General features: G+C 72.5%; 17 protein-coding genes. 13 read left to right on the top strand and 4 right to left on the bottom strand.

The window, feature by feature from the left end; all coding sequences use genetic code 11:
• Both ABUW04_RS37380 and ABUW04_RS37375 read left to right on the top strand, forming a co-directional pair.
• The gene (locus ABUW04_RS37380; protein ID WP_380568775.1) at positions 1-1,296 is read left to right on the top strand and encodes a hypothetical protein; all 1,296 of its coding nucleotides are present in this window, start codon (positions 1-3) and stop codon (positions 1,294-1,296) included.
• A gap of 87 nt (positions 1,297-1,383) precedes the next feature.
• Entirely contained in the window at positions 1,384-2,046 is a 663-nt protein-coding gene (locus tag ABUW04_RS37375; protein ID WP_030248487.1) for a hypothetical protein, read from the top strand.
• 54 nt (positions 2,047-2,100) lie between these two features.
• On the opposite strand, the gene ABUW04_RS37370 is transcribed toward ABUW04_RS37375, so the two are convergent.
• Complete coding sequence (locus ABUW04_RS37370) at positions 2,101-3,528, bottom strand: glycosyltransferase 87 family protein (RefSeq protein ID WP_380568774.1); 1,428 nt, start codon at positions 3,526-3,528, stop codon at positions 2,101-2,103.
• Positions 3,529-3,648: 120 nt separating this feature from the next.
• Between ABUW04_RS37370 and ABUW04_RS37365 the strand changes: the two genes are divergently transcribed.
• Positions 3,649-4,779 carry a glycosyltransferase family 4 protein gene (locus ABUW04_RS37365; protein ID WP_030248482.1) on the top strand — a complete coding sequence of 377 codons (1,131 nt, stop codon included), beginning with the start codon at positions 3,649-3,651 and terminating at the stop codon, positions 4,777-4,779.
• Positions 4,780-4,840: 61 nt separating this feature from the next.
• Here ABUW04_RS37365 and ABUW04_RS37360 read toward each other — a convergent pair whose 3' ends face one another.
• On the bottom strand, positions 4,841-6,637 hold the full coding sequence (locus tag ABUW04_RS37360; protein WP_380568773.1) for an AMP-dependent synthetase/ligase: 1,797 nt from the start codon (positions 6,635-6,637) through the stop codon (positions 4,841-4,843).
• Positions 6,638-6,856: 219 nt separating this feature from the next.
• Here ABUW04_RS37360 and ABUW04_RS37355 point away from each other — a divergent pair, with 219 nt between their 5' ends.
• From ABUW04_RS37355 to ABUW04_RS37330, 6 genes are all read left to right on the top strand, one after another.
• Positions 6,857-7,627 carry a metallophosphoesterase family protein gene (locus tag ABUW04_RS37355; protein ID WP_030248476.1) on the top strand — a complete coding sequence of 257 codons (771 nt, stop codon included), beginning with the start codon at positions 6,857-6,859 and terminating at the stop codon, positions 7,625-7,627.
• A 50-nt stretch (positions 7,628-7,677) separates the two neighbouring features.
• Entirely contained in the window at positions 7,678-8,142 is a 465-nt protein-coding gene (locus ABUW04_RS37350; RefSeq protein WP_030248474.1) for an SRPBCC family protein, read from the top strand.
• Positions 8,142-9,353, top strand: a complete 1,212-nt coding sequence (locus ABUW04_RS37345) for an ArsA family ATPase (RefSeq protein WP_380568772.1) — start codon at positions 8,142-8,144, stop codon at positions 9,351-9,353. Before ABUW04_RS37350 ends, ABUW04_RS37345 begins: the two co-directional genes overlap by 1 nt.
• Before the next feature lie 134 nt (positions 9,354-9,487).
• Positions 9,488-9,928 carry a DUF5304 family protein gene (locus ABUW04_RS37340; RefSeq protein ID WP_380568770.1) on the top strand — a complete coding sequence of 147 codons (441 nt, stop codon included), beginning with the start codon at positions 9,488-9,490 and terminating at the stop codon, positions 9,926-9,928.
• A 170-nt stretch (positions 9,929-10,098) separates the two neighbouring features.
• Complete coding sequence (locus tag ABUW04_RS37335) at positions 10,099-11,040, top strand: ROK family glucokinase (RefSeq protein ID WP_030248464.1); 942 nt, start codon at positions 10,099-10,101, stop codon at positions 11,038-11,040.
• A 53-nt stretch (positions 11,041-11,093) separates the two neighbouring features.
• Positions 11,094-11,840 (top strand): endonuclease/exonuclease/phosphatase family protein, encoded by a 747-nt coding sequence (locus ABUW04_RS37330; protein WP_380568769.1) that lies wholly within the window; start codon positions 11,094-11,096, stop codon positions 11,838-11,840.
• Positions 11,841-11,944: 104 nt separating this feature from the next.
• Here the strand turns inward: ABUW04_RS37330 and ABUW04_RS37325 are convergent, their stop codons facing one another.
• Together ABUW04_RS37325 and ABUW04_RS37320 are read right to left on the bottom strand one after the other, a co-directional pair.
• The gene (locus tag ABUW04_RS37325; protein ID WP_051724749.1) at positions 11,945-12,493 is read right to left on the bottom strand and encodes a hypothetical protein; all 549 of its coding nucleotides are present in this window, start codon (positions 12,491-12,493) and stop codon (positions 11,945-11,947) included.
• A 5-nt stretch (positions 12,494-12,498) separates the two neighbouring features.
• Positions 12,499-13,257 carry an alpha/beta hydrolase gene (locus ABUW04_RS37320; RefSeq protein WP_380568767.1) on the bottom strand — a complete coding sequence of 253 codons (759 nt, stop codon included), beginning with the start codon at positions 13,255-13,257 and terminating at the stop codon, positions 12,499-12,501.
• A 153-nt stretch (positions 13,258-13,410) separates the two neighbouring features.
• Here ABUW04_RS37320 and ABUW04_RS37315 point away from each other — a divergent pair, with 153 nt between their 5' ends.
• The 4 genes from ABUW04_RS37315 (at position 13,411) to ABUW04_RS37300 (ending at position 17,209) form a co-directional block, all read left to right on the top strand.
• Positions 13,411-14,139, top strand: coding sequence for a lysophospholipid acyltransferase family protein (locus ABUW04_RS37315; protein WP_030248458.1), 729 nt, complete (start codon positions 13,411-13,413; stop codon positions 14,137-14,139).
• A 25-nt stretch (positions 14,140-14,164) separates the two neighbouring features.
• Positions 14,165-15,364: a MacS family sensor histidine kinase gene (macS, locus tag ABUW04_RS37310; protein ID WP_380568766.1), complete on the top strand. Its 1,200-nt coding sequence runs from the start codon at positions 14,165-14,167 to the stop codon at positions 15,362-15,364.
• Positions 15,365-15,435: 71 nt separating this feature from the next.
• A complete protein-coding gene (locus ABUW04_RS37305) occupies positions 15,436-16,083 on the top strand; it encodes a response regulator (RefSeq protein WP_030248455.1) in 648 nt (215 codons plus the stop codon).
• A 100-nt stretch (positions 16,084-16,183) separates the two neighbouring features.
• Entirely contained in the window at positions 16,184-17,209 is a 1,026-nt protein-coding gene (locus ABUW04_RS37300; protein WP_030248453.1) for a 6-phosphofructokinase, read from the top strand.

The following is a 17,209-nucleotide window of genomic DNA, read 5'->3' as shown; positions in this document are numbered from 1 at the left end:
ATGCCGGCCGGGCGCAGGGCGGTGCTGGCCGCGGGTGCGGCGGTGCTGGTCGCCGGGGCGCTGGGCGGTGAGGAGTGGCACGACCGACGGCACACCGCCTCCGGCGGCACCTCGGGCACGGCCGACTCCGCGACGGCGCGGGCGGTGCAGGCGGTGCTGGACCGCCGGGCCGCCGCGGTCCTGGCCCGGGACCAGGCGGCGCTGGCCGCGACGGTGCTGCCGACGGCGCAGGCCCTGCGCGACAGCGGCGCCGCGATGCTGGGCAACCTGGCCCAGGTTCCGGTCGGCGCCTGGACCTACCGGCTCCAGGCGCTGGACGCCTATCCGCTGCCGCCGGTGATCGGGGCCGAGGGGGCGGCGCGGCTCGCCACCCGGGTCGAACTGTCCTACCGCCTCAGCGGTTTCGACTCCGAGCCGGTGACCGCGACCCAGTACCTCACCTTCACCCGCAGCGGCGGCACTGGCAGCGGCGGCGGCTGGCTGCTCAGTTCGGACAGCGACCACGCCGGCGGCGACGTCCAGCTGTGGGACCTGGGCCCGGTCACCGTGGTCCAGGGCCGGTCCAGCCTGGTGCTCGGGCTGCGCGACCAGGGCACGTTGCAGCAGCTCGCCGACGAGGCGGACCGGGCGGTGCCGGCCGTCAGCGCGGTCTGGGGCACCGGCTGGGGTCAGCGGACGGTGCTGCTGGCCCCGCTCGGGCTGGACCAGTTCGGCCGGCTGCTCGGCGCCGACCCGTCCGGGTACACCGCGATCGCCGCCGTCACCACCGGGGAGCTGGGCGCGGCCGAGGCCGGCCGCACCGAGCGGATCACCGTCAACCCGCAGGTCTGGGACACCCTGAACGCGCTCGGCCGGAGGGTGGTCACCACCCATGAGACCACCCATGTCGCCACCCGGGCGATCACCGAGCAGTGGACCCCGCGCTGGCTCTCCGAGGGCGCCGCCAACTGGACCGGCTACCTCGGCACCGGCCGCACCCCGCAGCAGATCGCCCCGGAGCTGCTGGCCGACCTCAGGGCGGGCCGGATCCCGGACCGGCTCCCCGACGACGCCTCCTTCGACGGCTCGGCCGCCGACCTGCCGCAGGCGTACGAGCAGGCCTGGTTCGCCTGCCGGAGCATCGTCGCGCGGCACGGCCAGAAGGCGCTGGTCGCCCTCTACCGCGCGGTGGCGGCGGCCGGCGGGAGCGGCGGCGCGGCGGCCGCGCTGGACACCGCACTGCGCCGCAGCACCGGCGTCGGAACGAGCACCTTCACGGCCCAGTGGATGGCCGATCTCCGGTACGCGGCAAGGTAGTTATGGATTTGATCGAATCCTGACGGAGTAACATCAGTATCAGTAGTGTCTGCGATCGACTCTGATCGTCGAACGAGGGATGACACTGTGTCAGATACTGCTGAGTCCACCCCGCTCTGGCTCCAGGGACGCGAGGCCGTGATCGCTGCGGCGGACCCGTCGGAGTGGCGCGGAGAGGTGCCCGACTACCACCTCTCGCACACCGTGATGCCAGAACAGCGCACCCACCAGTTCCAGCCCGGGTCGCTGGAGGCGATCGTCGAGAGCATCGTCGCGGTGTTCGAGATGGAGGTCTCGCACAAGAAGGATCCGGCGACCTGGGTGTCCATGGTGACCGAGCACTTCCGCACCAATGTCAACGGCGGCGGCTGGGCCACCGCCGCGGACATCGCCGAGCAGGGCAGCTACAACATCCTGATCGGCGACAGCCCGTTCTACCCGGTGGGGCAGAAGGACTTCGACTCCTCGCACGAGGTGTTCCACGGTGCCTTCCCCAACGGCTTCTACTGGGAGGTCCTGGAGGTCGTCTCCCCGCCGCCGCTGGTGACCTTCAAGTGGCGGCACTGGGGCAGCTTCGACGGCGAGTACGAGGGCCATGCCCCCGACGGCCGGACCGTGGAGATGTTCGGCGTCAGCATCGCCAAGGTCAGTGACGACCTGCGGCTGCTCTCGGTCGAGCACTACTACGACCCCAACGCCTTCCTCGGCGGCCTGACCGGCGGCTGCCCGGTCGCCCGCGCCGGGGAGTAGCCCCGCTCCGCGGCCGGCGGCCCCGCCCCCCGCCCGGGGCGGGGCCGCCGGCCGTCAGCAGGACGGCTCGGTCTCCGGGTCCGTCGCCGCCGCCTCCGGCAGGGTCTCCGGCAGCGCCACCGGCAGCCCTTCCGACAGGGCCGCCGGCACCATGTCCGGCACGGCCTCCGGCTCCGGCCGGACCGTCGCGCACCACAGCCGCCGGCAGGAGACCAGGGCGGCGGCGGCCAGCAGCAGGTTGCGGACCACCAGGACCGAGACGCCCAGCGGCTTGAAGGCCGCCAGGTCGCCGAAGAAGACCGGGAACTCCAGGAAGGTGAACAGGCTCGCCGCGGCGATCAGCCAGGCGGTGGGCCGCTGGGTGGTGTGCGGGGAGACCAGGCAGACGGCGGCCACGCCGATCAGCCAGACCAGGTACTGCGGGCTGATCACCCGGCTGGTCACGGTGAACAGCAGCAGCGCGGCCAGCGCCGCGTCGGCGGGGGTCGCCGCGGTCCAGCGGCGGGCCCGGAACCGCCACAGCAGCAGCCAGGCGAAGGCCGCCAAGGACAGCGCCACCATCAGCTTGCCGACCAGCTGCACCCCGGTGCCGAGGAACTCCGTCGAGCCGTAGTGCATCTCGGCGTGGCCGCGCCAGCCGAAGAGGTGGGCCAGGTAGAACGGGATGGCGCCGAGCGACTCGATCTCGACGCCGCGGTTCTCCTGGAAGCTCATGAACGAGTAGGCGCCGACGTTGGTGACCGCGTAGTAGAAGCCGATCGCCAGCGCCGAGACCACCATCGCGGTCCAGGTCTCCCTGGTCCTGCGGCCGCGCGGGGTGCCCAGCACCATCAGCACCGGCCAGACCTTGAGCATCGCGCCCATCCCGGCCAGCACCCCGCCCAGCCGCGGCCGGGTGGCCGCGGCCAGCAGCCCGACCACCCCCACCGCGGTGACCACCAGGTCGAAGCGGCAGTAGACGGTCGGGCCCAGCAGCGGCACCACCAGCGCCCAGAGCCAGGCGCCGGCCCTGCTCCGGCCGTGCCGGGAGGCCCGCAGCAGCAGCCCGAGCACCAGGGCGTCCGCGACGGCGACCATGACCAGGAAGCCGGTGAAGTAGGTCCACGGGAGCCAGTGCGGCAGCAGCATCACCAGCGCGGTCAGCGGCGGGTACTGCCAGGTCACGTCGTCCAGCGGGAAGGTGCCGGTCTGCAGCACCTGCGCCCAGCCCTGGTAGATCACCTTGACGTCGCTGGTCACGTCGCTGGTGCCGAGCTGCAGCAGCCCCAGCACCATCAGCATCACCAGGGTTCTGGTCGCCGCCCAGCTGACCGCCACGGCCGCCCAGGCACGCCGCGTCGCCCGGGCGCGCGAGAGCGCCGGGTCGTCCGCCGGCTCGGCCGGGCGGGACAGCGGGTGCAGCTGAGTAGTGATGGAATCCTCGCCCGGGGACTGGAGGCCGACAGGGAACCGCTGGGTGGAACGAACGACAGGGTGGAACACGCTCGCGGACACTCGTGCGGTTGCCGCACTGCCCTATCGTACGGATCACGTCCCGCCGGTCACAGAATGCCTCCCGATGATTGCGGGGGTACGCGGGTCGGTCGCCCGGAAAGACGGAGTATGAACAAGACGCTGATCGTCACCAATGACTTCCCGCCGCGCCCCGGCGGGATCCAGACGTTCGTGCACAACATGGCGGTCCGGATGCCGGCCGAGCAGATCGTGGTGTACGCCTCGACCTGGCGCGACGGCGCCGAGGCGGCCCGCTTCGACGCCGAGCAGCCGTTCCAGGTGGTCCGCGACCGGACCACGATGCTGCTGCCCACGCCCCGGGTCACCCGCCGGGCCGCCGAGATCCTGGCCGCCGAGGGCTGCGGCTCGGTCTGGTTCGGGGCCGCCGCCCCGCTCGGGCTGACGGCGCCGGCGCTGCGCCGGGCCGGCGCCGAGCGGCTGCTGGGGATGACCCACGGCCACGAGGCGGCCTGGGCCCAGCTGCCCGGCTCCCGGCAGCTGCTGCGGCGGATCGGCGCCGGCACCGACACCCTGACCTACCTCGGCGAGTACACCCGCTCGCGGATCGCCGCAGCGGTGGGCCCGGAGGCGGCGGCGCGGATGCGCCAGGTCCCGCCCGGGGTGGACGAGAAGACCTTCCACCCCGACTCGGGCGGCGCCGAGGTCCGGGCCGCGCTGGGGCTGAGCTCCCGCCCGGTGGTGGTGTGCGTCTCCCGGCTGGTGCCCCGCAAGGGCCAGGACACCCTGATCAGGGCGCTGCCAGGGGTGCTGGCCGCGGAGCCGGACACGGTGCTGCTGATCGTCGGCGACGGGCCCTACCGGGGCGACCTGGAGAAGCTGGCGGCCTCGGTCGGGGTGTCCGCCTCGGTGCGGTTCACCGGCGCCGTGCCCTGGTCCGAGCTGCCGGCCCACTACGGCGCCGGCGACGTCTACGCCATGCCCTGCCGGACCCGCCGCGGCGGCCTGGACGTGGAGGGGCTGGGCATCGTCTACCTGGAGGCGTCCGCGACCGGACTGCCGGTGGTGGCCGGCGACTCCGGCGGGGCGCCGGACGCGGTGCTGGAGGGTGAGACCGGCTACGTGGTCCCCGGACGGGACGGGGCGGCGCTGACCGATCGCCTGGTCACGCTGCTCCAGGACCCGTCCCTGCGCGCGCGGATGGGCGGGCGGGGACGGGCCTGGGTGGAGCAGAGCTGGCGCTGGGACCTGCTGGCCGGGCGGCTGGCCGAACTGCTCTGACCGGCCTGCGCCGCTCTGACCGGCCTGCGCCGGGGTCGGCGCCGGCCGGTCGGAGCAGGGGTCAGCGTCCCGCGTAGAGGGCCTCGATCTCGGCGCCGAAGTCCTTGGCCACCACCGCGCGCTTGAGCTTCAGCGACGGGGTGACATGGCCCGACTCCTCGGTGAAGACGGTGTCCAGGATGTGGAACTTCTTCACCGCCTCGGCGTGCGACACCGCCGCGTTGCCGTCGTCCACCGCGGCCTGCACCGCGGCCAGCAGGTCGGCGTCCTGGAGCAGGTCGGAGACCGAGGCGTCGTCGGGCTTGCCGTTGAGCTTCTTCCAGGTCGGGAAGAACTCCGGGTCGATGGTGATCAGGCAGGCGATGAAGGGCTTCCGGTCGCCGACCACCATGCACTCGCCGATCAGCGGGTGGGCCCGGATCCGGTCCTCGATCACGGCGGGGGCGACGTTCTTGCCGCCGGCCGTGACGATGATCTCCTTCTTGCGCCCGGTGATGGTGAGGTAGCCGTCGTCGTCCAGGGTGCCGATGTCGCCGGTGGAGAACCAGCCGTCCTGCAGCGCCTCGGCGGTGGCCTCGGGGTTCTGCCAGTAGCCGGTGAAGATCTGCGGGCCCTTGAGCTGCACCTCGCCGTCGTCGGCGATCCGGATCGAGGAGCCGGGCAGCGGCTGGCCGACGCTGCCGATCCGCGGCTCGTCGTGCGGGTTGAAGGCGGTGGCGGCGCAGGACTCGGTGAGGCCGTAGCCCTCCAGCACGGTGAAGCCGATGCCGCGGTAGAAGTGGCCGAGCCGCTCGCCGAGCGGGGCCCCGCCGGAGATGGCGTGGGTGGCCCGACCGCCGAGCGCGGCGCGCAGCTTGCTGTACACCAGCGCGTCGAACAGCTTGTGCCGCAGCTTCAGGCCCAGTGAGGGGCCGTCCGCGTCGAGCGCCCGGCTGTAGGCGATCGCGGTGTCGGCGGCGCGGTCGAAGATCTTGCCCTTGCCCTCGCTCTGCGCCTTGGCCCGGGCCGAGTTGTAGACCTTCTCGAAGACCCGGGGGACGCCCAGGATCAGGGTCGGCCGGAAGGCGCTGAGCTCCGCCACGACCTCCTTGATGTCGGGCAGGTGGCCGAGCCTGACCGGGGCCAGCACGGCCGCGATCTCGGCGATCCGGCCCAGCACGTGCGCCTCGGGAAGGAACAGCAGCACCGAGGACTCCCCGGTGCGGAACAGCGGGTCCAGCCGGGCCACCACATTGCCCAGCTCGCCCAGGAAGTTCCCGTGGGTCAGCTGACAGCCCTTCGGGCGGCCGGTGGTGCCCGAGGTGTAGACGATGGTGGCAATGGTGTCCGGGTTCAGCGCGGAACGCCGCTCCTCCACCGTCGCGTCGGCCACCTCCCGCCCGGCGTCGGCCAGTTCGCGCAGCGCGCCGCCCTCGATCTGCCAGGTCTGCTTCAGCTCCGGCAGCCGCTCGCTGACCTCGGCGACCACGGCCTGGTGCCGGGGCAGCTCGGTGATGCAGGCCACCGCACCGGAGTTGCCGAGGATCCACTCGACCTGCTCGGCGGAGGAGGTCTCGTAGACCGGGACGGTGATCGCGCCGGCGCACCAGATGGCGAAGTCCAGCAGGGTCCACTCGTAGCGGGTGCGCGACAGCAGCCCGACCCGGTCGCCGGGGCCGATGCCCGAGGCGATCAGGCCCTTGGCGGCGGAACGGACCTCGGCCAGGAACTGCACGGCCGTCAGGTCCTCCCAGACGCCGTCCACCTTGCGGCTCACCACGCCGACCGTCGGATGCCGTTCGGCGTTGCGGTGGATGAGGTCGGTGAGGTTTGCGCCGCTCGGCACCTCGTAGAGAGCCGGAAGGCTGAACTCGCGCAAGACTGCTCCTCGGTCTGCGACGCTGCGGGACGCCAGGACGTTACTGCTCGGTACGTGGACTCCGATAGGGGAGACGGCAATTGTGTTTCCTGTGTCACACTGCCGTGAGCAGCATGTTTCCTGTGGCCGGTGTGGTGCGGTCGCACACTCGGCCATCGGAAGGGTCATGCTTCCCTCTGCCCGAAACCCTACTGCCGGACAGGTCGGTAGGGTGACGCCATGCGGGTGCATGTGGTCAGCGACGTACACGGCAACAGCGAGGCACTGGCGCGGGCGGGCGAGGGCGCGGACGCGCTGCTGTGCCTCGGCGACCTGATCCTCTTCCTCGACTACGCGGACCACTCGCGCGGCATCTTCCCGGACCTGTTCGGCAAGGAGAACGCCGACCGGATCGTGGCGATGCGCACGGCCCGGCGGTTCGACGAGGCCAAGGAGTTCTCCCGGCAGCTGTGGGCGGCCCTGCCGGTCGACCGCGAGACCGCCACCGAGCAGGCCGTGCGCCGCCAGTACGCCGAACTCTTCGCCGCCTTCCCCACCCCCACCTACGCCACCTACGGCAATGTCGACCGGCCCGACCTGTGGCCCGAGTACGCCGCCGGCGCCGGCGTCACGGTGCTGGACGGCGAGGTGGTCGAGATCGGTGGGCGCACCTTCGGCTTCGTCGGCGGCGGGCTGCCCACGCCGATGCGCACCCCCTACGAGGTGGACGAGGAGACCTACGCGGCGAAGGTCGCCGCGCTCGGCCGGGTCGACGTGCTGTGCAGCCACATCCCGCCGGCCGTCCCGGAGCTCACCTACGACACAGTGGCCCGCCGCTTCGAACGCGGCAGCGAGGCCATCCTGGACGCGATCCACAGCACCGCACCGGGTCATGTGCTCTTCGGGCACGTGCACCAGCCGCTGGCGCGGCGGATGCGGATCGGCCGGAGCGAGTGCGTCAACGTCGGGCACTTCCGCTCCACCGGCCGCCCCTGGGTCCTCGACTTCTGAACCGGTAACCTTCCAGCAGCACCCAGGCAGCAGAGACGCGGAGGCCAGCGATGGCGGAGCACACGAGGTCGAGCACCACGATCGAGGCCACCCCGGAACAGGTCATGGCGGTGATCGCGGACTTCGCGGCGTATCCCGAATGGACCGGTGAGGTCAAGGAGATCGAGGTGCTGGCCGAGGGCGCGGACGGCCGTGCCGAGCAGGTGCGGCTGCTGCTGGACGCCGGGGCCATCAAGGACGAGCACGTCCTCGCCTACACCTGGGAGGGCGACCACCGGGTCAGCTGGACCCTGGTGAAGAGCCAGATGCTGAAGTCCCTGGACGGCTCCTACCTGCTGAACCCGTCCCAGGGCGGCGGCACCGTGGTGATCTACCAGCTCGCCGTGGACGTCAAGATCCCGATGCTGGGGATGATCAAGCGCAAGGCCGAGAAGGTCATCATCGACCGTGCGCTGGCCGGTCTGAAGAAGCGGGTGGAGTCGGCCGACGTGAAGTCGACGGGCGTCGAGGGTTGATGGGCCTTCCCCGCACCGTCCTGGTCAGCGGGGGCGGCGGCAGCGGCCGCAGCACCCTGGCCGCAGCCACCGCCCGGCTCGCCGCGGACGAGGGCGGCCGCACCCTGCTGCTCGCCGCCGACGACCCGCACCGCAGCGTCGACCGGCTCTTCGACACCCGGCTGTCGCCGGAGCCCGCCCGGCTGGAGGGCGGCCTCTTCGTGGCCAGGCTCGACCCGCAGGCCGCCTTCCGGGACGCCGCCGAGCGGCTGCTCTCCCGCGCCAAGCCCCTGTTCGACCTGCTCGGAGTGGATCCGCTGGACCGCGACGAACACAGCGCGCTGCCCGGCGCCGAGCACCTCGCCCTGCTTGACGCGCTGCGCAGGCACGCGGCCCGGGGCGACTGGGACGTGGTGGTGGTGGACGCCCCGGTGGTCGCCGAGCTGCTGGCGGCGCTCGCGCTGCCCGAGCAGCTGGACCGCTACCTGGCCCGGCTGATCCCCGAACAGCGCCAGGCCGCCCGGGCGTTGCGCCCGGTGCTGGCCGCCGTCGCCGGAGTGCCGATGCCCTCCGACTGGGTCTACGAGGCACGCTCCTGGGCCGCCGCCGAACTCGACGAGGTCCGCGCGGTCACCGACGCGCCCGGGACCACGGTCCGGCTGGTGCTGGACGCACCGACCGGCCCGCGCGCCACCGCGGCGCTGCGGCAGGCCCGGGCCGGGCTAGCGCTGCACGGCCAGCGGGTGGAGTCGCTGCTGGTCAACCGGCTGGTGCCGGCGGGCCCCGAGCCGGACGGCGGCGGGCCGTTCCTGGCCGGACTGCGCCGGGAGCAGCAGCGGCAGCTGGAGGCCCTGCGCGAGGAGTGGGACGTCCCGGTGCACGGGGTCCCGCACCTGGGGGCGGAGCCCGAGGGCGCGGAACGGCTCGCGTCGCTGGGACTGCCGTCGATCGACCCCTCCGGATCGCTGCCCGTCCCCTGGCCGGTGCAGGACCTGCGCGAGGGCGACGAGGGCGCGCTGGTCTGGCGGATCCCGCTGCCCGGCGCCGACCGCGCCGACCTGGACCTGGTCCGGCGCGGCGACGACCTGGTCCTCGGCGTCGGCCCCTACCGGCGCACCGTCGCCCTGCCTTCGGCGCTGCGGCGCTGCACGGTGGCCGGCGCGGCGCTGCGCGACGGCGTGCTGGCGGTGCGGTTCACCCCGGACCCGGCGCTCTGGCCCGGCGGCCGCTGACCGGCGGGCCGCTGAAGGACAGGCCGCTGACCGACAACGCATCGGCCGGAACGCCGACGCGCCATGCCGGTTGGGGTAGCGTCGGAGGAGTCCCCTGAGCGCGTCCCGCGGAGCTCGAAGAAGGAGCAGGAACCATGACGACTGCCGACGACCGGAACAACGAGGACGTGTGGGCCGAGGCCGTGGCCGAGGGCGGCGCGGGGGACGACACGCCCGCCGGGGCAACTGCGTCCACCCATGACGAGGTGGCGGAGACCGACGGGCCGAAGAAGCCCGCCTCGCCGGCCGACTTCTTCGGCCCGGAGCTGACCCCGCTGGTGGACGAGGTCCGCCGGTTCGCCTCCACGCTGGGCGAGCGGGTCAACGCCGCCTCCGCGGCGGCCAGCAGCGGCGACAGCCTGGGCGCCCTGCAGAACCTCGCGGCCCCGCTGCGCAGCAAGCACCCCGAGGTCTACGGTCACCTCATCGCCGCAGGTGGGGAGCTGTTGGCGGCCTACCGTGCGGCGGTCTCCGCTTCGGAGAAGCGCTGGACGGCCGAGAAGCCGGCCTCCTCCGAGCAGATCGACCTCGACTGAACCGGTACCGGTACCGGTCCGTCCGACCTGGTTGACTACGACTCCTGAAGGCTCACCAACGTATCCCCAGCTGTCTGTCTTCGGCTAATGTACGCACAGGTGTGTACCCGGCCCCACCCGGCCGGGTACGGTACCGGCCAGCGGGGAAGCCAGCGGAGACTGAGGGACACATGGGACTGACCATCGGCGTCGACGTCGGGGGTACCAAGATCGCAGCCGGGGTCGTCGACGAGGACGGCGCGATCCTGGCCCGAACACGGGTACCCACCCCCGCGGACCCGCAGTGGGCGGTCGGCGCCATTGCCGACGCCATCAAGGAGTTGCGGGCGGGGCACGACGTCACCGCGGTGGGCGTGGGCGCTCCCGGCTACATCGACCGGGACCGTTCCACCGTGATCATGGCTCCCAACATCGCCTGGGAGAACGAGCCGCTGAAGACCCGCATCGAGGACCTGGTGCACCTGCCCACGGTCATCGAGAACGACGCCAACGCGGCGGCCTGGGGCGAGTTCAGGTTCGGCGCCGCGGCGCAGCACAACGACATGATCATGATCACGGTGGGCACCGGCATCGGCGGCGGCATCGTGCTGGAGGGCCGGATGTACCGGGGCAGCTTCGGCGTCGCCGGCGAGATCGGCCACCTCAACATGATCCCGGACGGCATCCCCTGCGGCTGCGGCTCCAAGGGGTGCTGGGAGCAGTACGCCTCCGGCCGCGCCCTGCGCCGCTACGGCCGCGAGCGCGCCGCGGCCGACCCGGTGTTCGGCAAGCGCCTGCTGGAGCTGAACGAGGGCATCGCCGAGACCATCACCGGCAGCCAGATCACCCAGGCGGCGGAAGAGGGCGACCCGCTGGCCCTGGAGGTCTACGACGAGCTGGCCGACTGGCTCGGACGCGGCATGGGCGACCTCGCCTCGCTGTTCGACCCGGCCGTGTTCGTGCTCGGCGGCGGTGTCGCCGACTCCGGCAACCTGCTGCTCGAACCGGTTGCCAAGGCCTTCGAGAAGCACCTGATCGGCGGGGTGCACCGGCCCCGTGCCGAGGTGGTGCTCGCCTCGCTGGGCTCCGCCGCGGGGATCGCCGGCGCCGGCGACCTGGCCCGCCAGCGCTGACACGCCGCGCGCACTCTCGCACCGCCCCCGGGGGCGGTGCGAGACTCGGCCCCATGGACGCCGACGATCTCCCCGCCTCCGGTCCGCAGCCAGACGGCTCCGAAGTCGTACGCCTGCTCAGCTACAACATCCGCTCGCTGCGCGACGACCGCACGGTGCTGGCGCGGCTGATCCGGACCTGCGATCCGGACCTGCTCTGCGTCCAGGAGTCACCGCGGTTCTGGTTCCCCCGGCAGCAGGCCGGCTGGCTGGCCCGGTCCACCGGACTGGTGATCCTCTCCGGCGGTCTCAGCGCGTCCGGCCCGCTGCTGCTGGGACGGCTCCGGGCGATGCCGCTCTCGGTCCACGACGTGCTGCTGCCGCGTACGCCGGGGCTGCACCAGCGGGGCTTCGCCACCACGGTGGTGCGGTTCGGCGCGGCCGCGCCGTTCTCGGTGACCAGCTGTCACCTCTCGCTGGACCCGGACGAGCGCTATGCCCAGTGCGGGATGCTGCTGGAGCAGTTGGGCCGGACCGGCACCGCGCTGGGCGTGGTCGGCGGGGACTTCAACGAGCACCCGGACGGCCCCGGCTGGAAGCTGTTGGCTGAGCGCCTGCAGGACGGGTGGGCCACCGCGCCCTGGGGCTCCGAGTTCACTTCCGTCCCGGAGAACCCGTACCAGCGGATCGACGCGGTCTTCGCCACCCCGGGGATTGAGGTCCTCGCCTGCGGGGTTCCTGATCTTCCGCGCAAGGATCTGATCGCGGCGACGGATCATCTGCCGTTGATCGCCGTCCTGAGGGTTCCGGCGGGGTCGTAGGTCGGGTGCAGCTGGGGAGTGCAACTTGCTCACGGTGGGTCAGTTGCAGCCCCCCAGGGGCGCGGGGAACTGCGCGACAAGCCACACACGCGCCGCACCCGGGATCAGACCACCGCCCCCCGCTGCGGATCGTCGTCCTCGTCCTCGTCGTCGTCCACCCGCATCCGGGCGATCAGCGTGGCGACCCCGCCCACGAACAGCCCGATGCCCAGGAACGCCCCCATCCCGCCGACCCCGGGCAACTGCCCGAACGCCGAGTAGAGGGTCAGCGCCACCCCTGCGACCACCGCGGCCACGGCCAGCCGGGTCGCGGTCTCGGTGCGGGGCAAGGGCGGCGGGGGCGGCGGGACGTAGTGGTCGTCCTCGTCCGACTCCTGCGGGATCCAGGCGCGCGGGTCCACCGGAGGGATCGCCCGCACCACCGGCAGCGGCTTGATCACCGGTCGCGGCCGCGGCGCGGGCGCCAGCTCCGCCAGGTCCTCCGCGGCCGGCCAGGACCGCGCCTCGTCGTCCACCGGGCTGTCGAACCCGGCGACGAGCTGCGCGAACACCGCGTCGTCGTCCGCGGCGGCCCGCTCCTCGGGAGCGGGGGCGGTGTCCTCCCCGGCGGCGTCCTGGGGCACGTCCGCGTCTTCCTCGGGCAGCTCGGGCACGGCCGTCATCCCTTCGCGGCGGGCGTGAGCCGCCGCACGAAGTCGAGACTTCCCTCGAAGATGGCTTCGGCGTCGTGGTCCAGGGTGGCCACGTGGAAGCTGCGCTCGCAGAGCCGCTCCTCGACGTCGGTCGAGGAGATCCGGGCGAGCAGCATCGCCCCGCTGGCCGGGGTCACCACATGGTCCTGGGGGCTGCGGAACAGCAGCAGCGGCTGGGTGACCTGCGGCAGCTCGGACTGGACCAGCCGGGTCAGCTGCGCCATCGAGTGCGCGGCGTGCAGCGGGGTGCGGACGTAGCCGCCCTCGTTCACCCCGGGCTTGGCCACGTCGTTGGCGATCCCCGGGAAGCTGGGCACCAGGTGCCGCACCAGCGGCAGCGCCCGGTGCGCCTGTCCGGGCATCCGCACCAGCGGGTTCACCAGGACCAGGCCGGAGACGTCCGCGCCCTTCTGCGCCGCCAGGTGCAGCGCCAGCGCGCCGCCCATGGACAGGCCGAAGACGAAGACCTGCTCGCAGTCCTTCGCCAGCAGGTCGAACTCCCGCTCGATGGTGGCGTACCAGTCCGGCCAGCGGGTGATGTTGAGGTCGCGCCACTGGGTGCCGTGCCCCGGCAGCAGCGGCAGCGACACGCTGAAGCCCTCGGCGGCCGCGGCCTCGGCCCAGGGCCGCATCGAGTACGGGGAGCCGGTGAACCCGTGGCACACCAGGACTCCGACCGGTCCGCCGTGGTGGCGGTACGGCTCGGCACCGGGCATGAGCGGCATCTGCGGCTCCTTTCGTACAGGGGGCTGCACCGGGTCTGCACGGGACAACACGACGGGTGACCCGCATAGTCCCATGCCTGCCTGTCAGCCGTACAGCTCACCACTGCCCGAGCGGCTAAGGTTCTCCGTGGTTCGTGAATCTGGAGGCCAGGGTTGTTCTACCGACTGATGAAGATGATCGTCGCCCCGATGCTGAAGATCTTCTTCCGTCCCTGGGTCGAGGGGATGGAGAACATCCCCGCGGAAGGGCCGGCCATCATCGCCAGCAACCACCTCTCCTTCTCCGACTCCTTCTTCCTGCCCGCACTGATGAAGCGTCGGGTGACCTTCATCGCCAAGTCCGAGTACTTCACCGGAACGGGTGTCAAGGGAAAGTTGACGGCGGCCTTCTTCAAAGGCGTCGGACAGCTCCCGGTGGACCGCTCCGGGGTGCGCGGTGCCGGTGAGGCGGCGATCAGCAGCGGGATCGAGGTCATCAAGCGGGGCGAGCTCTTCGGGGTGTATCCGGAGGGGACCCGTTCGCCGGACGGCAAGCTCTACCGCGGCAAGGTCGGCGGCGTGGCCCGGATCGCCCTGGCCACCGGCGCGCCGGTGATCCCGGTCGCGATGATCGACACCGAGAAGCTGCAGCCGCCCGGCCAGGTCAAGCCGAACTTCGGGGTCAGGCCCGGCATCCGGATCGGCGCGCCGCTGGACTTCTCGCGCTACCACGGCATGGAGAACGACCGCTTCATCCTGCGCTCGGTCACCGACGAGGTCATGTACGAGATCATGCGGCTGTCCGGCCAGGAGTACGTCGACATCTACGCGACCGCGGCCAAGCGGCAGATCCAGGAAGCCAAGAAGCAGGCCAAGCAGAGCGGCGCGGAGAAACAGCCGTAGCCGACGGAGCATCAGGGGGCGCAGGGTGGGGACCGAGGAGCGCGCCGCGGGGGTCTTCTCCGTGGAGCAGCCGCTGTGGCGGGCGGTGACCGCCTTCCGCCTGCTCACGCTGGTGTACGCGGTGGGCCGCTACGCAGGGAACGCCCACCACTACAGCCATCCGGCCGCGGCCTGGGCCTACATGGCGGTGCTCACGGTGTGGACCTTCGCCACCGTGCGGGTGTTCTCCACCAAGGCGCGCTGCGGCTGGTGGTGGCTCTGGGCCGACCTGGCGCTGGTGGTCGTCGGCATACTGCTGACCCGCAGCTTCGACCAGGCGGCCAGCGTGGACGCCAACGACGTGACCCTGCCGACGGTCCGTGCCGCCGCCACCGTGCTCGGCTTCGCCGTCATGGGCGGCTGGCGCCCGGCCGCCCTGGCCGGACTGCTGGTCGGCCTGGCCAACATCGGCGAGCGGGGCCGGGTCACCTCCAGCAACGCCCACAACATCGTGCTGCTGATGCTGGCCGGCGTGGCCATCGGCTACGTGGTCGAGCTGGCCCGGGCCAGCGAGCAGACCCTGGCCAGGGCACTGGAGATCCAGGCCGTCACCCGGGAGCGGGAGCGGCTGGCCCGGGACATCCACGACGGGGTGCTCCAGGTGCTGGCGATGGTGCAGCGGCGCGGCGCCGAGGTCGGCGGCGAGGCCGCTGAGATCGGCCGGATGGCCGGTGAGCAGGAGATCGCGCTGCGGGCGCTGATCGCCGAGGGCCTGGTGCCCAATCCCTCCTACGAGGCCCCGCGCCGCCCGCTGCACCGGCCGGAACCGGGCGAGCCGCAGGACCTGCGGGCCCTGCTCACCCCACTGGCCGGCTCCCGGGTGACGGTCTCCGCGCCGGGGACGCCGGTGCTGCTGCCCGGCCGTGCGGCGACCGAGCTCAGCGCCGCTGTCGGTGCCGCGGTGGACAATGTCCGCAAGCACGCGGGCGAGCAGGCGCACACCTGGATCCTGGTCGAGGACGAGCCGGACGAGGTGGTCGTCAGCGTCCGCGACGACGGTCCCGGTTTCGCCCGGGAGCGGTTGGGAGAGGCCGAGCAGGAGGGGCGGCTCGGGGTCTCCCAGTCGATCCGCGGCCGGTTGCGGGATCTGGGCGGCAGCGCCGAGATCAGCTCGGCCGCCGGTCAGGGCACCGAGGTCGAGCTGCGGGTGCCCCGTCAGCGAGTCGAACGAGGGAGCACGAAGTGACGGCCGAACAGACTACGGGTGGTCAGCCGACGGACGGTCAGCCGACCGACGGCGAGCAGGCGATCCGGGTGATGGTGGTGGACGACCACCCGATGTGGCGCGAGGCGGTCGCCCGCGACCTCGGCGCGGCCGGCTGCCGAGTGGTGGCCACCGCAGGGGACGGGCGCGAGGCGGTGCGCCGGGCCCCGGCCGCCGCGGCCCAGGTCGTCGTCCTCGACCTCAACCTGCCGGACCTGCCCGGGGTCGAGGTCTGCCGCCAGCTGATGGCGCACGACCCGGCGCCCCGGGTGCTGGTGCTCTCCGCCAGCGGGGAGCACGCCGACGTGCTGGAGGCGGTGAAGTCCGGCGCCACCGGTTACCTGGTGAAGTCGGCCAGCCGGGAGGAACTGCTGGACGCGGTGCGCCGCACCGCCGTCGGCGACCCGGTGTTCACCCCGGGGCTGGCCGGGCTGGTGCTGGGGGAGTACCGCCGGCTGGCGGCGGAGCCGGTGGCGGCCGGCTCCCGCAGCCCGGCCGCCCCGCAGCTCACCGACCGGGAGACCGAGGTGCTGCGGCTGGTCGCCAAGGGCCTGGCCTACAAGCAGATAGCCGACCGGCTGGTGCTGTCGCCCCGCACCGTGCAGAACCACGTGCAGAACACCCTCGGCAAGCTCCAGCTGCACAACCGGGTGGAGCTGGTCCGCTACGCCATCGAGCGCGGCCTCGACGACGAGGGCTGACCGGTCCCGGTCAGCCCGCCCCGTGCACAGCAGGGTGCATCCGTCCCGCCCGCCGCTACCGTGAAGTGACAGTTCGTCATACTCAGGGGAGGGGACGGATATGCGGATCGGCGTGCTCACCGGCGGCGGGGACTGCCCGGGGCTCAACGCGGTCATCAGGGGGGTCGTCCGCAAGGGCGTCGAGGTCTACGACTACGAGTTCACCGGCTTCCGGGACGGCTGGCGCGGCCCGCTGGAGGGCGCCACCCTGCCGCTCGGCATCCCCGAGGTGCGCGGCATCCTGCCGCGCGGCGGCACCGTCCTGGGCTCCTCGCGCACCAATCCGCTCAAGGTCGCCGACGGCATCCGCAAGGTCAAGGAGAACCTGGACAAGTACCGGGTGGACGCGCTGATCGCGATCGGCGGCGAGGACACCCTCGGGGTGGCCGCCACCCTGCACGACAACGGCGTGAACGTCGTCGGCGTGCCCAAGACCATCGACAACGACCTCAACGCCACCGACTACACCTTCGGCTTCGACACCGCCGTCAACATCGCCACCGAGGCCATCGACCGGCTGCACACCACCGCCGAATCGCACCGCCGGGTGCTGGTCATCGAGGTGATGGGCCGTCACGCCGGCTGGATAGCGCTGCACTCGGGCATCGCGGGCGGCGCCAATGTGATCCTCATCCCCGAGCAGCGCTTCGACATGGACCAGGTCTGCGCCTGGGTGGAGCAGCGCTTCCGGATCAACTACGCGCCGATCGTGGTGGTCGCCGAGGGGGCGATGCCGGTCGAGGGCCAGATGGTGCTCAAGGACGACACCAAGGACGCCTTCGGCCACGTCCGGCTGTCCGGCATCGGGGAGTGGTTGGCCCACGAGATCGAGGCCCGCACCGGCAAGGAGGCGCGGACCACGGTCCTCGGGCACATCCAGCGCGGCGGCACCCCCAGCGCCTTCGACCGCTGGCTGGCCACCCGCTTCGGACTGCACGCCATCGACGCGGTGCACGACGGCGACTACGGCACGATGGTGGCGCTGCGCGGCACCGACATCGTGCGGGTGCCGCTGGCGGACGCCACCGCCCGGATCAAGACCGTCGAACCCGCGCTGTACTCCGAGTTCGACGTCTTCTTCGGCTGA

It is taken from the genome of Streptacidiphilus jeojiensis (assembly GCF_042510965.1).
GTDB lineage: Bacteria > Actinomycetota > Actinomycetes > Streptomycetales > Streptomycetaceae > Streptacidiphilus > Streptacidiphilus jeojiensis.
Note: the sequence above shows the minus strand (reverse complement) of the source record. Positions and strands in the feature narration are given on the sequence as shown.

Bases quoted from the DNA above. Each gene is read 5' to 3' on its own strand.
- ABUW04_RS37380 (WP_380568775.1), top strand. From the start codon at position 1: ATGCCGGCCGGGCGCAGGGCGGTGCTGGCCGCGGGTGCGGCGGTGCTG.
- ABUW04_RS37365 (WP_030248482.1), top strand. From the start codon at position 3,649: ATGAACAAGACGCTGATCGTCACCAATGACTTCCCGCCGCGCCCCGGC.
- ABUW04_RS37355 (WP_030248476.1), top strand. From the start codon at position 6,857: ATGCGGGTGCATGTGGTCAGCGACGTACACGGCAACAGCGAGGCACTG.
- ABUW04_RS37350 (WP_030248474.1), top strand. From the start codon at position 7,678: ATGGCGGAGCACACGAGGTCGAGCACCACGATCGAGGCCACCCCGGAA.
- ABUW04_RS37345 (WP_380568772.1), top strand. From the start codon at position 8,142: ATGGGCCTTCCCCGCACCGTCCTGGTCAGCGGGGGCGGCGGCAGCGGC.
- ABUW04_RS37340 (WP_380568770.1), top strand. From the start codon at position 9,488: ATGACGACTGCCGACGACCGGAACAACGAGGACGTGTGGGCCGAGGCC.
- ABUW04_RS37335 (WP_030248464.1), top strand. From the start codon at position 10,099: ATGGGACTGACCATCGGCGTCGACGTCGGGGGTACCAAGATCGCAGCC.
- ABUW04_RS37330 (WP_380568769.1), top strand. From the start codon at position 11,094: ATGGACGCCGACGATCTCCCCGCCTCCGGTCCGCAGCCAGACGGCTCC.
- ABUW04_RS37320 (WP_380568767.1), bottom strand. From the start codon at position 13,257: ATGCCGCTCATGCCCGGTGCCGAGCCGTACCGCCACCACGGCGGACCG.
- ABUW04_RS37305 (WP_030248455.1), top strand. From the start codon at position 15,436: ATGGTGGTGGACGACCACCCGATGTGGCGCGAGGCGGTCGCCCGCGAC.
- ABUW04_RS37300 (WP_030248453.1), top strand. From the start codon at position 16,184: ATGCGGATCGGCGTGCTCACCGGCGGCGGGGACTGCCCGGGGCTCAAC.